At 64.2% G+C, this 13,247-nt stretch carries 12 protein-coding genes; 2 read left to right on the top strand and 10 right to left on the bottom strand.

What is annotated here, in order from left to right:
- Positions 1-98: 98 nt before the first annotated feature.
- From F0Q04_RS08305 to moaE, 5 genes are all read right to left on the bottom strand, one after another.
- Entirely contained in the window at positions 99-629 is a 531-nt protein-coding gene (locus tag F0Q04_RS08305; RefSeq protein ID WP_021025922.1) for a GNAT family N-acetyltransferase, read from the bottom strand.
- 386 nt (positions 630-1,015) lie between these two features.
- The gene (locus F0Q04_RS08300) at positions 1,016-2,491 is read right to left on the bottom strand and encodes an aldehyde dehydrogenase family protein (RefSeq protein WP_260719002.1); all 1,476 of its coding nucleotides are present in this window, start codon (positions 2,489-2,491) and stop codon (positions 1,016-1,018) included.
- A gap of 46 nt (positions 2,492-2,537) precedes the next feature.
- Complete coding sequence (locus tag F0Q04_RS08295; protein WP_182345145.1) at positions 2,538-2,879, bottom strand: hypothetical protein; 342 nt, start codon at positions 2,877-2,879, stop codon at positions 2,538-2,540.
- Positions 2,880-3,029: 150 nt separating this feature from the next.
- A complete protein-coding gene (gene clpB / locus F0Q04_RS08290) occupies positions 3,030-5,636 on the bottom strand; it encodes an ATP-dependent chaperone ClpB (RefSeq protein WP_116924789.1) in 2,607 nt (868 codons plus the stop codon).
- A 235-nt stretch (positions 5,637-5,871) separates the two neighbouring features.
- On the bottom strand, positions 5,872-6,348 hold the full coding sequence (gene moaE, locus F0Q04_RS08285; protein WP_116924788.1) for a molybdopterin synthase catalytic subunit MoaE: 477 nt from the start codon (positions 6,346-6,348) through the stop codon (positions 5,872-5,874).
- A gap of 199 nt (positions 6,349-6,547) precedes the next feature.
- On the opposite strand from moaE, the gene F0Q04_RS08280 reads away from it, so the two are divergent.
- Both F0Q04_RS08280 and F0Q04_RS08275 read left to right on the top strand, forming a co-directional pair.
- On the top strand, positions 6,548-6,799 hold the full coding sequence (locus tag F0Q04_RS08280; protein ID WP_182345144.1) for a hypothetical protein: 252 nt from the start codon (positions 6,548-6,550) through the stop codon (positions 6,797-6,799).
- Positions 6,800-6,825: 26 nt separating this feature from the next.
- Positions 6,826-7,164, top strand: a complete 339-nt coding sequence (locus F0Q04_RS08275; RefSeq protein ID WP_116924786.1) for a hypothetical protein — start codon at positions 6,826-6,828, stop codon at positions 7,162-7,164.
- A 6-nt stretch (positions 7,165-7,170) separates the two neighbouring features.
- On the opposite strand, the gene F0Q04_RS08270 is transcribed toward F0Q04_RS08275, so the two are convergent.
- The 5 genes from F0Q04_RS08270 to F0Q04_RS08250 form a co-directional block, all read right to left on the bottom strand.
- Entirely contained in the window at positions 7,171-7,431 is a 261-nt protein-coding gene (locus tag F0Q04_RS08270) for a MoaD/ThiS family protein (protein WP_409935135.1), read from the bottom strand.
- Positions 7,432-7,444: 13 nt separating this feature from the next.
- A complete protein-coding gene (gene glp / locus F0Q04_RS08265) occupies positions 7,445-8,677 on the bottom strand; it encodes a gephyrin-like molybdotransferase Glp (protein WP_116924924.1) in 1,233 nt (410 codons plus the stop codon).
- 60 nt (positions 8,678-8,737) lie between these two features.
- Positions 8,738-9,298, bottom strand: a complete 561-nt coding sequence (mobB, locus tag F0Q04_RS08260; RefSeq protein ID WP_116924923.1) for a molybdopterin-guanine dinucleotide biosynthesis protein B — start codon at positions 9,296-9,298, stop codon at positions 8,738-8,740.
- A 72-nt stretch (positions 9,299-9,370) separates the two neighbouring features.
- Positions 9,371-10,795: a threonine synthase gene (gene thrC, locus F0Q04_RS08255; RefSeq protein ID WP_182345142.1), complete on the bottom strand. Its 1,425-nt coding sequence runs from the start codon at positions 10,793-10,795 to the stop codon at positions 9,371-9,373.
- Positions 10,796-11,002: 207 nt separating this feature from the next.
- A complete protein-coding gene (locus F0Q04_RS08250; RefSeq protein WP_182345141.1) occupies positions 11,003-13,183 on the bottom strand; it encodes a M48 family metallopeptidase in 2,181 nt (726 codons plus the stop codon).
- Positions 13,184-13,247: the final 64 nt, after the last annotated feature.

Genomic DNA, 13,247 nt, shown 5'->3' with positions numbered 1-13,247 from the left:
AAGGGGGAAAAACAAAGAGGCCGTCCAAGACGGCCTCTTGAGAGCAAGGCTGCCCCGCCCTGCCAACGCAGGGCCGGTGCATGCCCGGCCAGCAAGGATCAGCGGTTCATCAAGGAGCGCTGCATGCGCACTTCTTCGATCTTGATGGCACCCACCGTCGCCGTCTTGGCGGTCGACATCTCGCGCTTGAAACCGGCAGACTCGTGGAAACGCAGTGCGCGCTCATTGCGCAGCGGCACCCAGGCGGTCACCGAGGTGCAGCCTTCTTCGGACAGGCCATCACGCGCGGCATCCCACAGCGCCACGCCTACGCCCTGGTCCCAGTGGGTAGGCGCAGCATAGATCGCCCAGATCTCACCGGTCGTGGGGCGGGTCTTGGCATCGCGCGAGCGGTCAAAACCGATGAAACCGACGATCTTGTCGTTTTCAACGGCCACTTGCACCTGCGGCTCACAGTATTCGATGGCTTCGCGCCAGTAAGCCTGGCGCTTTTCGACGGAAGAGATGGACTTCAGTTGGTCATCGGGCAAAACACCGCGATAGCTCTCCACCGAAGCGGCGGCATGGATTTGGGCAATGGCTTTGGCATCACGGAGAGTTGCGGGACGAACCTGGATAGTTTCAGACATGGATAACCGAAAACAAAAATCAATGAATTAACCAAAAAGCACGTATATCTCGTCGTACACTGCGACCATCACGCCCGGCCGGGTGTCAAGTGGGGATGGAGCACCCTGAGGCTCAACATCCACCCACCTGCAACACACCATGGCTCACGCAGCATCAGCAGGCAACAAGGGACTGCTGAAGGCTTTTTTAAGGGCATATGGAAGAGTCAGCGCGTGAACAGCGCGCTAGAGAGTATGGTGCGCGAAAGCCCGCCATTGTCTCACTCCTGACATCATTTGGGTAGCCCCACAATAGGCTTGTAGGTCAATTTGTGCAGGGGTTTGCAAATGACTGCATTTGCGCTAGGCGTTTACCCGAAGTACACCCCTGCTTATAAATCAAGGTCTTAGCGCATGAAGCTGCGAGCCAACCACCGCATCAGCCCATCAAAGCGCCGGCCATAAGGCGGATAGAGCCAGGCCGCACCCGACCAGCTGCCTTGACGCAGCACAGGCTTGGCATGAGAAAAGCGCATGAATCCATGGTAGCCATGCAGTGCGCCCCATCCGCTCTTGCCCCAGCCACCAAACGGCAGGGCCCCATGGGCAAACTGCAGCAGGCAGTCATTCATGCACATGCCAGCAGCCCGCACGCGCTGCGCCACATCGCGGCCCTGGCGGCGGTCCTGGCCAAACCAGTACAGCGCCAGCGGTATCTCGCCGTGGTTGATGGCCGCAATCGCCTCCTCGCGGTCGTCGTACTGCAGCACCGGCAGCACCGGGCCAAAGATTTCCTCTTGCATCAGCTGCATCTGCGCGCCCACGCCCAGCACCAGCGCCGGCACCAGCTGGCGGCTGATGCCATCACCGATACGGCTTTGGGAGACCTCCGCGCCGCCGCCTTGCAGCCGAATCACCTGGGCGCCGGCCTGCTCGGCCTGGGCCAGCATGCCCAGCAGCCGGCTGGCATGGGCGGCATGGATGACCGAGGTGTAATCGGGGTTGCCCTGCAGCTGTGGGTACATGCGTTGCACGGCCTGGGTATAGGCCTCGACAAAGGCGGCAGCGCTGCTGCGTGGCAGCAGCACATAGTCGGGCGCAATGCAGGTCTGGCCCGCATTGAGCAGCTTGGCATGGGCAATCTTGCTGGCCGCGTCCTGGATATCGCAGCTTTGCTCCAGCAGGCAGGGCGATTTGCCGCCCAGCTCCAAGGTGGTGGGCACCAGCTGGTTGGCAGCGGCCAGCGCCACCTTGCGGCCAGTGGCGGCCGAGCCGGTGAACAGCAGGTGGTCCAGCGGCAAAGCCGCGAGCTCGGCCGAAGCGCCGGCGTCTCCCGCCAGCAGCGCCACCTCGTCATCTGCGAAATAGCTGGGCAGCAGCTGGGCGAGCAGCGCCATAGTCTGCGGGGTGTACTCGCTGGGTTTGATGATCACGCGGTTGCCCGCAGCCAGCGCGCTGACCAGCGGCCCCAAGGACAGCAGCAGGGGATAGTTCCAGGGAGCGATCACCCCGATGACGCCCAGCGGCATCGCCTGCACCCAGGCGCGCGCAGGCCACAAATGCCAGGGCGTGGCCTCAGGCCGGGGCGCTGCCCAGCGCCGCAGAGCGCCCAGCGCCTGGCGCAGCTGGCTGTGCAGCGGCAGCAATTCCGTCAAGGTCGTCACCCGCGCCGAGCGCTGGCCAAAATCGGCCTGCACGCTGGCGCACAGCCGCGCCTCGTTGTCCTGCAGCAGCTTTTGCAGCCGCAGCAAGCGCTCGCGCCGCAGCAGCAGCGGCGTATCGGCCTGCGCGCGGCTGGCCGCGCGCATGGCCTCAAAACGGCTGTGCAACTCGCTCACATCCATAGCATGGCCCCATAAAAAAACCCGGTCTGCATCAGGCACAACCGGGCTTTGTACACAAGGCAGGCCGCAGCCTGCATCAGGTCAGTCAGTGTTGTGAACGGATTTCACGAGGCTCCACGTCCGTCACATCGATCACGGAAGCACGCATGCCCGAGGGGCTGGCGGCCGATTCAGCAGCGCGTGCGCCCTTGTTGGCAGACCAGCGCGCCGTGCTGCGGTAGACCGTGGTCCAGCCCGACGCGGGGTTCATCTTGAACGCAAAAGGCGCCACAGGTTTGCCGGTAACTTTGGCCCAGAGCAGGCGCACAGCCCAGAGCATGGCAGCGATTGCGGCCACCACCATCAGGCTGACAAAAAACACCAGACCAGCCAGCACCATCGCAATTCGCAAAGTCCAGCTCACCACAGTTGCCAACAACTCGTTCAACGCACTTCCTTTCATCGCTGTATGACAGCGCTTGTTACCCATGTTATGCCGATGGCAGGCTTTTTCAAGCCCCTTGCACTGTCAACAAGCATATCGCAGCGTAAAGATGGTGGGTCATGCATGGTTATGCATGGCCCACCGCCAAGGGTACTACTGCACCTCGGCCTTGCCAAAATGGAACTCGCCCGGTGCCTGCACCGGATCCACTGTCACCGGGATACGGCTCTTGGGCGGGTAGACACCTTCAAGCAGCAAGCGCGACAGCGGGTTCTCGATGCGCTGCTGGATCGCCCGCTTGAGCGGCCGCGCACCAAACACCGGATCAAAGCCCACCTTGGCCAACTCGGCCATGGCCGCATCGGACACCTGCAGGTGCAGGTCCATCTTCGCCAAGCGATTTTCGAGCTGGTGCAGCTGAATGCGTGCAATCGACTCGATGTGCTGGGCATCCAGAGCGTGGAACACCACGGTTTCATCGATGCGGTTGAGGAACTCGGGCCGAAAATGGTTTTTCAGTTCCCCCCAGACCGCGTCTTTTACATCCTCATACGATTCGCCGACCATCGCCTGGATCAGTTGCGAGCCGATATTGCTGGTCATCACGATCACAGTGTTCTTGAAGTCCACCGTGCGCCCCTGGCCATCGGTCAGGCGACCGTCGTCGAGCACCTGCAGCAGGATGTTGAACACATCGGGGTGGGCCTTTTCCACCTCGTCGAGCAAGATCACGCTGTAGGGCTTGCGGCGCACGGCCTCGGTCAGGTAGCCACCCTCGTCATAGCCCACGTAGCCTGGAGGCGCACCAATGAGGCGCGAGACCGAGTGCTTCTCCATGAACTCGCTCATGTCGATGCGGATCAGGTGGTCTTCGCTGTCAAACAAAAAGCCCGCCAGCGCCTTGCACAGCTCGGTCTTGCCCACGCCCGTGGGGCCCAGGAACAGGAAGGAGCCGGTGGGCCGGTTCGGATCGGACAGGCCCGAGCGCGAGCGGCGGATGGCGTTGGACACAGCAGAGATCGCCTCATCCTGGCCGACCACACGCTCGTGGAGCTTGTCTTCCATGCGCAAGAGCTTGTCACGCTCGCCCTGCATCATCTTGGAGACCGGAATGCCCGTGGCGCGGCTGACCACCTCGGCAATCTCTTCGGCGCCCACTTGCGTGCGCAGCAGTTTGTGGCCCTTGTCCTTGGCCCCTTCGCTTTTCTCGTCGGCCTGCACTTCGGCCAGCTGCTTCTCCAGGGCGGGCAGCTTGCCGTACTGCAACTCGGCGACCTTGTTGAAGTCACCGCTGCGCGTGGCTTCCTGGATCTGGAAGCGCACCTGGTCGAGCTCCTTGCGCAGCTGCTCCGAGCCCATCGCGTCGGCCTTCTCGGCCTTCCAGATCTCTTCCATGTCGGCGTATTCACGCTCGATCTTGGACAGGTCCTCTTCGATCAGCGACAGGCGCTTTTGCGAGGCCTCGTCCTTTTCCTTCTTCATCGCCTCGCGCTCGATCTTGAGCTGGATCATGCGGCGCTCAAGCTTGTCCATCACCTCGGGCTTAGAGTCGATCTCAATCTTGATCTTGGCAGCCGCCTCGTCGATCAGGTCGATGGCCTTGTCAGGCAGGAAGCGGTCGGTGATATAGCGCGCCGACAGCTCGGCCGCAGCCACAATCGCCGGGTCGGTGATGTCCACGCCATGGTGGGCTTCGTACTTTTCCTGCAGGCCGCGCAGGATCGCAATGGTGTCTTCCACCGAGGGCTCGTTGACCAGCACCTTCTGGAAGCGCCGCTCCAGCGCCGCATCCTTTTCGATGTACTTGCGGTACTCGTCCAAGGTGGTCGCGCCAATGCAGTGCAGCTCGCCGCGCGACAGCGCGGGCTTGAGCATATTGCCCGCATCCATCGCGCCATCGGCCTTGCCAGCGCCGACCATGGTGTGGATTTCGTCAATGAAGAGGATCACCCGGCCCTCTTCCTGCGCCACTTCCTTGAGCACGGATTTGAGGCGCTCTTCAAAGTCTCCCCGGTACTTGGCACCAGCGAGCAGGCCGGCCATATCCAGCACCAGCACTTTCTTGTCGCGCAAGGTGTCGGGCACTTCGCCTGCGACGATACGCTGGGCCAGGCCTTCGACGATGGCTGTCTTGCCCACGCCAGGCTCACCGATCAGCACAGGGTTGTTCTTGCTGCGGCGCTGCAGCACCTGGATGGTGCGGCGGATCTCGTCATCGCGGCCAATGACCGGGTCGAGCTTGCCCAGCTTGGCGCGCTCGGTCAGGTCCAGCGTGTATTTCTTCAAGGCTTCGCGCTGGCTTTCGCCGTCAGCGCTGTCCATGGATTGGCCGCCGCGCACGGCGTCAATCGCCGCCTCCAGCGCCTTGCGGCTGAGGCCACCCTCTTTGACGATACGGCCGGCCTCACCTTTGTCATCGGTGAGGGCGAGCAAGAACAGCTCGCTGGCATAGAACTGGTCGCCGCGCTTGATGGCTTCCTTCTCGGTGGCCTGCAGCATGCGCTGCAGATCGGGCCCCACCGTCACCTGGTCCTGGCCTTGCACCTGCGGCAGGCGCTTGATCGCGTGTTCTGCCGCCGTGCTCATCGCCGTGGCATTGGCGCCTGCGCGCGCCAGCAGCGATTTGGGGCCATCGGGCTGGCGCAGCATGGCTGCCAGCACATGGACCGGGTCGATATAGGCGTTGTCATTGCCCAGGGCCAACGATTGGGCGTCGGCCAGCGCTTCTTGAAATTTGGTTGTCAGTTTGTCGATTCGCATGAATGTTCCCCACTCAACAATTGTTACTGGGGAATATTTTGCGCTGGACGCCGTATTTTCAAGAACCTCGCCGCACATATAGCTTCTGTCGGCCCACGTCGCCAAGTGCTGTGCGCCGCCTCCTACGCCCTGCGGACATCGCAGCGAGGCGGCCACGCTCCCCGCACCCATTGCAGCAGCTATAGGGCTGAGAAAGCTTGCGCCCGGTCAATGCCGCTGCAATGGGGCCCGTTTTTTAGCTCTGGTGCTGGGGCAGGCCCCAGCGCGCCATCGCCGCTTCGTCGCTGACGCGGGCATCGACCCAGCGCGCGCCTTGGGGCGTGTCTTCTTTCTTCCAGAATGGCGCTTCGGTCTTGAGGTAGTCCATCAAGAACTCGCAGGCCTGGAAGCTCTCGCCCCGGTGCGCCGAGGAGACGGCGACCAGCACAATCTGGTCGCCAGGCGCGAGCAGCCCCACGCGGTGGATGATGCGGGCGCCAAAAATGTCAAAACGCTGGCTGGCGGCCTCAACCATCTGGGCGATCGATTTTTCCGTCATGCCCGGGTAGTGCTCCAGCTCCATCGTCGCCACCTCGCTGCCCGCATTGCGGTCGCGCACCGTGCCGACAAAGCTGCAGACCGCGCCGATGCGGCCATCGGCGGCGCGCAGCAGGCGCAGCTCCTCGCTCACATCAAAGTCAGCGGTCTGGACGGCGATATGGGTGTGCAGCATGGCGGTATCTCGGCGAAAAAAGCATCAAGGCCGAAGCCTAGCATGCCCACCGGGCCCTGCCACAAACCATGGCAGGCCACCCCAGCTTCGCGATTGCGGCACACTGGTGGCCCTCTGCAAGCTTTGGGCTGCTGGAATGCCCACGCTCCACCGGCTGCCCGCACGCTTGCAGGACCTGTTTTCTCTTTGGATGCTTTCCATGCCCAGTCAGACCCTGAATGCCCACGGCTTCCTGCTCTACCCCAATCCGCGCAACCAGCACCGCATTGTGTTTGAGCACCACGTGTTCGTGCCCTACCCTTACGCGATCATCGACATCCCGGCGATGGACCTGGTCGGCAAGACCAGCGTTTATGCCGCCTGCCGCGAGAGCGACCGGAAAATGGGCCAGGTCGTGACCTTTGAGTTGGAAGAAGATGTGGCCCGCTTTGAAAAGCGCTTTGCGCCCTGAACGCGCACCTCACCTGATGGATACCCATGCAAGACGGCAGCCAAATCTTTGTCCCTGATTCCTTCATCGCCCTGTTCCAGGGCCGCAACCAGCGCCTGCGCCAGCCGCTCGCTGACATCGCCCAGCGCTATGAGCTGTGCGAAGACCTGGCGCAGATGCTGGTCGAGCAGGCGCAGATCCTCTACCACCAAAGTGCGCCCTCCGAGAGCGCCATCCTGCAGACCATCTACAGCGGCCTGCAGGCGCCAGACGCGGGCGTCAGCGCGGAGGAAGCGCGCTGGGTGGTGCTGCGCCTGGCCGAACTGCTGGAATGGAAAGCGCCCGAGCTACTGCTGCCCAACCCCGCAGAAGATGGCGCTGCTTAAGGATTCCTAACCGCCAGTCACCGGCGGAAAAAACGCCACCTCGGCCCCCGCCTCCAGCACCGCGCTGTCGTCGCTGAGCACCTGGTTGACGGCGGTGCGCACCGCGCGCCCCCGCGCCAGGCAGCTGGCATAGGGCTCGCCGCGCGCGAGCAGGGCCTCGCGCAGCTCTGCGACGGTGCCGGCCTCGGTGGCAAAGGCCTCGCTGCCGCTACCAATGGCCTCGCGGATACTTGCAAAATAGCGCAGTTGCAAAGTCTTCATCGTCATCTCCTCGCCCTCCTCAGCCCAGCAGCTGGGCAAAGGGCACAAAGCGCACGGTATCGCCCTGCGCAATGGTCTGGCCGGGCGGGTTGTCGACCAGGCCATCGGCCCAGACGGCCGAGGTCAGCACGCCCGAGCCCTGATTGGCAAAACGGTCCAGCCCGCCTTGCGCATTGACGCGCACGCGCAAGAATTCGCGGCGCTTGTCGGCTCGCGGCCAGTCAAAATCGGCACGCATATCGATCGCCTGCGGCGCCAGCGCCTGCACGCCTTGCAGCCGCAGCAGAAAAGGCCGCACCAAAAGCGCAAAGGTCACAAAGCTGGACACCGGATTGCCTGGCAGGCCGATGAAATGGGCCTGGCCCACGCGCCCATAGGCAAAGGGCTTGCCCGGCTTGACGGCAATCGCCCACAGGTCAAGCCTGCCCAAGGCCTGCACGGCCGCCTTGACGTGGTCTTCCTCACCCACCGACACACCACCACTCGTCAGTACCAGGTCGCTGTGCTGCGCGGCGGTCTGCAGCGCAGCGACGGTGGCCTCGTAGCTGTCGGGCACGATGCCCAGGTCGCGTACCTCGCAGCCCAGGCGCTGGAGCATGGCGCGCAAAAAGAAGCGGTTGCTGTTGTAGATGCTGCCCAAGGGCAGGTCCTGGGGCGCCACGTCGCCGGGCATGACCAGCTCGTCACCGGTGGAGAACAAGGCCACGCGCGGGCGCCGGGCCAGTGGCAGGCGGGCGCAGCCCATGCTGGCAGCCAGGCCCAGCTCGGCCGGGCCCAGGCGCGTGCCGGCCGCCAACACCGTGCTGCCCAACTGCATGTCTTCGCCGCTTTTGCGGATGTTCTGCCCGGCTTGGACGGCCGTGTTGATCTGCACCCGGCCATCGTCCAGCACGGTGCATTCTTCCTGCATCACCACCGCATCGGCGCCCGCAGGCACCGCTGCCCCGGTAAAGATGCGGGCGGCGGTGCCGGCAGCTAGCGGCTCGCCGATGCTGCCCGCTGGAATGCGCTGGCTAACCGGCAGGGCCAGTGCGGGCCCGCTCAGGTCGGCCGCGCGCAGCGCATAACCGTCCATCGCGCTGTTGTCGAAAGGCGGCACCTGCAAGGCAGCGACCAGGTCCTGCGCCAGCACGCGGCCGTCAGCATCAAAGGTGTCCAGCAGCTCATGGCCCGCCAGCGGCTGGGCATGGGCCAGCAGCTCGGCCAGGGCGGCATCGAGGGATTTCAGGGGGGGACGGGGCTGGCTGTTCATCTCAATCATTCCTTCGGTTATCGGCCGCCTGCAATCGGGCCGACCATCGCAACGGCCCGCTCACCCGGCGGTATCGGTTGCAAATACACAAGGCGGGGTATAGGCAAAGCGGGCGCTGTGCACCAGCAGCCACTGCGCCACGGCAGCGGGTGCATCGCGGGGCAGCTGCGGCAGGGCGGTGGCGGGCAGCAGCTGGCGGGCGGGTGACAGCACCACGGCCTGCACGGCCGCATCCTGCGGATAAAGCGGTGCCTTGCCGTTGGCCTCTGGCGCATTGGCCAGCACCTCCAGCTTGGGCAGGTCGCAGTCCTTGAAGCCCTCCACCAGCACCCAGTCCACCCGGCTGTCGAGCTGGGCGATCAGCGCATGCACATCGGGCTCCTGCGTCTTTGGCAGCTCGCGCATCAGCACCACGCGCTGGTCGGAGGCAGCCAGCACCTCAAAGGCGCCGGCCTGGCGGTGGCGCCAGGTGTCCTTGCCAGGGGTGTCGATGTCAAAGCGGTGATGGGTATGCTTGATGACCGACACCTGCTGGCCGCGCGCGATCAGCACGGGGATGACCTGCTCGATCAAGGTCGTCTTGCCACTGCCCGAATAGCCTGCAAAACACACGACCTGCATACCCGCCTCCTTGATGATTCCACGGCCCGCCAAGGCACCCAGACACGCGGCGGTAGCGGCAGCTTAGCCGGCTCAGCGGCAGTGGTCCTTGATATAGGTCTTGACCTGGTCCACATCGGCGGGCATCACCACCACACGCTTGGGCAGGTCTTCGATGCCGTCAAACTTGGCCGGGCGCTCGGGTGTGCGGCCCAGCGCCTCTTCAATGGTGGCGGCAAACTTGATCGGCAAGGCCGTCTCCAGCACGATCATCGGCTCGGCACCCAGGTGCTCGCGTGCCACCTTCACGCCATCGGCGGTATGGGTGTCGATCATCTGGCCCAGGCGCAGGAAGGTGTCCTGGATCGTGGCCAGGCGGTCGGCATGCGTGCTCTTGCCGCTGACAAAGCCGTAGCGGCCGGCCGCATCCTGGAAGGCCGGATCAGCCTGCAGGTCAAAGCGGCCCTCTTGGGCCACGCCTTGCGCAAACAGCTGTTGCAGGCGGGCGCCATCGCGGCCGACCAGGTCGAACACAAAGCGCTCGAAGTTGCTGGCCTTGGAGATGTCCATCGAGGGGCTCGAGGTCTCGAAGGTGTGGGCAGCGCCGCGCACCTGATAGACACCGGTGCGGAAGAATTCGTCCAGCACATCGTTTTCGTTGGTTGCCACCACCAGCTTGGCAATCGGCAGGCCCATCTGGCGCGCCACATGGCCGGCGCAGACATTGCCGAAGTTGCCGCTGGGCACCGTGAAGCTCACCTTCTCGCTGTTCTGGCTGGTGGCCTGCAGGTAGCCGGCAAAGTAGTAGACCACCTGGGCCAGCAGACGGGCCCAGTTGATGGAGTTGACGGTGCCGATCTTGTACTGCGCCTTGAAGGCGTGGTCATTGCTGACCGCCTTGACGATGTCCTGGCAGTCGTCAAACACGCCTTCGATGGCGATGTTGTGGATGTTCTCGTCTTGCAGGCTGAACATCTGCGCCTGCTGGAAGGGGCTCATACGGCCGTGCGGGCTGGTCATGAACACACGCACACCCTTTTTGCCGCGCATCGCGTATTCGGCCGCGCTGCCGGTGTCGCCGCTGGTGGCACCCAGAATATTGAGCTCTTCGCCGCGGCGCGCCAGTTCGTACTCGAACAGGTTGCCCAGCAGCTGCATCGCCATGTCCTTGAAGGCCAAGGTGGGACCATTGGAGAGCGCCTCGATCATCAGCGGGCCTTCGAGCTGGCGCACTGGAACAATCGCCGCCGTGCCGAACACCGCCTCGGTGTAGGTCTTGTTGCACAGCGCGCGCAGGTCCTCGGCGGGGATGTCGTCGATGTACAGCGACAGGATCTCGAACGCCAGCGCGGCATAGCCCTTGCTCTTGAGCGTCTCGCGCAGCGCCGTCAGCTTGGCATCGTCAATCTGCGGGTACTGCACCGGCATGTACAGACCGCCATCGGGCGCCAGGCCCTCGAGCAAAATGTCGCAAAAACGTTTTTGTTCGGCATGGCCGCGCGTGGAGAGATACAGCATGGAGGGTGCGAAATAAGTGGACACAGCCCGCGCACGGGCAAGGAGCAACTGCTTATTATCCTGCAGTCGCCAGTACTGGCACAGCTTGCGCAGGAATGTGGGGCGCAGCAGCCAGCAGCAGCGGCCAGGCTGCGACACCGATGGCAGCCGCTGGCATAAAAAAGCCCCGGACTGGGTCCGAGGCCTGGCTGGGTTGTGGAGCAGCCGTTAGACCTGCTCTCCCATGCGCGCCAGTTCCTGGCGGGCGTAGTAGGCGCGCCACTGGTTCAGCACCAGCTCGGCAAAGGCCTGGTTCTTCATCTTCTTGACACCCTTGAGCATCACGACCACACGCTGCTTTTTCTTCTGGAACTGGGCGCGGCGCTTGCCCACGCCCATTGCGGGCGGCTGCACACCGGGCTCCAGGGCCATGATGACGGTGAGCATGTGGTTGGCCTGGTTGAACTCGAAATCATCGATCGCCGACCAGGGCAGCAGCTCCTGCGCATTGAAGAGGCGCAGGCCCGCGGGCTGCAGCACCATCGCCGGGCTTTGGCTGTCGCGCCAGAACAGCCACGCCACCCATACGCAGACAAGACCACCGGCCAGCACACCTGCACCGACCGCCATGTGCAGACCCGCCATGAACAAGGCCACCGCGCCGCCAAAGCAGGCCAGGGCCAGAAAGCCGAACAAGCCCACCATGAAGGCCGAGCGCTCATGGATCACCGTCTCGGGCGCAGCCAGCGCCGCGATCTCGCGCAGCTCGGCCAGCTTGGCACTGCGGTTGGCCGCGGCTGCGCTGCTGAGCTCGTTTTGCAAGGCGGCATTCAGATCGGCGACCGGGGCCGGTGCGACCGCCCCGGCCAGGGTGCGGCTGTCGGCAGCGGGCGCGCCCTGCTCCAGGCCAAACTCCTGCAGCAGCTGGCTGCCCTGGGCATCCATCGCCCGGGCCAGCAGCTCGGGGCTGACGGGTACACCCAGCGCAGCGAGGCGCTCGGCCAGCTCGGGGTGGGTGTCGGTCGGGTGGGCCTGGCGCTGGTCCAGGTGCTCGCTCGGGTCGGCCATGCCCTTGGCAGCGACCAGCTGGCGCACATGGCCCAGCACGCCGCCTGCGACCGTCTCGCCCCGGTCCCAGTTGGCCTGCAGCGCCTCATCCACCAGCGGGGCCAGCGCGCTGATGCGCAGCAAGGACGACGCAACGGCCTGTGGGCTCACGACCTGCGCGCCCACCGCATCGGCGGCCAGTTCGCGCTTGCGGCTCCAATAGCGCACCGCTTCGTGGAAGCTGTCCAAGAACATCTCGCCAAACAAGGTGGCTGGCCGGCGCAGGATGTCCATCCAGGAGCCCTCATGGCGCTCACCGCCGCTGATGGCCACCAGGTGGTGGAGGGTGGCGCTGTAGATCGGTGAGAAGCGCTGGCTGTAGAGCGTGTCCTCGCCGATGAAGTGACCCAACTCGTGGCCGATCACCGCAGCGACCTCGCCTGCATTGAGAAAGGCCATATAGGGCAAGGGCAGGTACAGCACCCGCCCCTGGGGCAGCAAGGCGCCACTGGCCAGCTGCACCGGGTGCTCGGTCACAAAAAAGCCTTCGTTCAGGCCCACGACCAACGCATCGGGCATGCCGGCGCCGGTCTTGGCGGCCACACGGTCCACAAAGGCCCAGAGTTCGGGCGCCTGCTGGCGGCTGACGGTCTGGCCCATCACCTCGATGGGCGCGTTCTCCAGCGGCTTGCGCGATGCCTTCCAGACATCGATCAGCACCTTGCAGCCCGAGTACAGCAGGAACAGCGCCAGGCCGCCGAGGATGAACATCAGCTTCATGTCGCCCTTGCTGTAGTTGCGGTGGCGCAGGATGGGCATCATCTCGTAGACCAGCAGCGGGATGGCCGCACCGAACAGCAGCAGCACCATGACCACCATATAGGTCGGCAACAGCTTGCGGCCCTTCTGAAAGGTCGCGAGCAGCTGCTCGCGCGATTGCAGGGCCTTGGCGCCCATGCCGCGCTGGTACACCACCCCCAGCGCCGACCACAGCAGTGCCAGCACGCTGAAGGCGATGGTGCAGCCCGCCAGCACCGGCTGCAAGTTACGGGTGGTGACATTCAGACCCTGGTTTTGCAGGTCCTGGATGGTCATCAGGTACTCGTTTTTGACCTTCCAGACCGGGTATTCCTTGCCCTCGCTGTCCCGCACCGTCGCACGGCGGCCGGGCTTTTCGGCCTCGATCGCCTCGAGCTGGCGCACCACCTGCTGGTACTGGGCGATCTGCGCGCCCACATCCGAGACCGGCGTATCTGCCCGCGACCATTGCCAGATGCCAATGGCCAGCATCAGCAGCGGAATCCCAAACAACACCCCCCAGCGCTTGGCCAGCGCCAGCCATTTCTTGTCGGTGTCCGACATAGTGCAACTCCCCGTCTTTGTTATCGATCTGCAGCCCCCGGGGGCGCTGCATTTGTGAGCGGCC

The sequence above is a fragment of the Comamonas koreensis genome, from assembly GCF_014076495.1.
Classification (GTDB): Bacteria; Pseudomonadota; Gammaproteobacteria; order Burkholderiales; family Burkholderiaceae_C; genus Comamonas; species Comamonas squillarum.
Note: the sequence above shows the minus strand (reverse complement) of the source record. Positions and strands in the feature narration are given on the sequence as shown.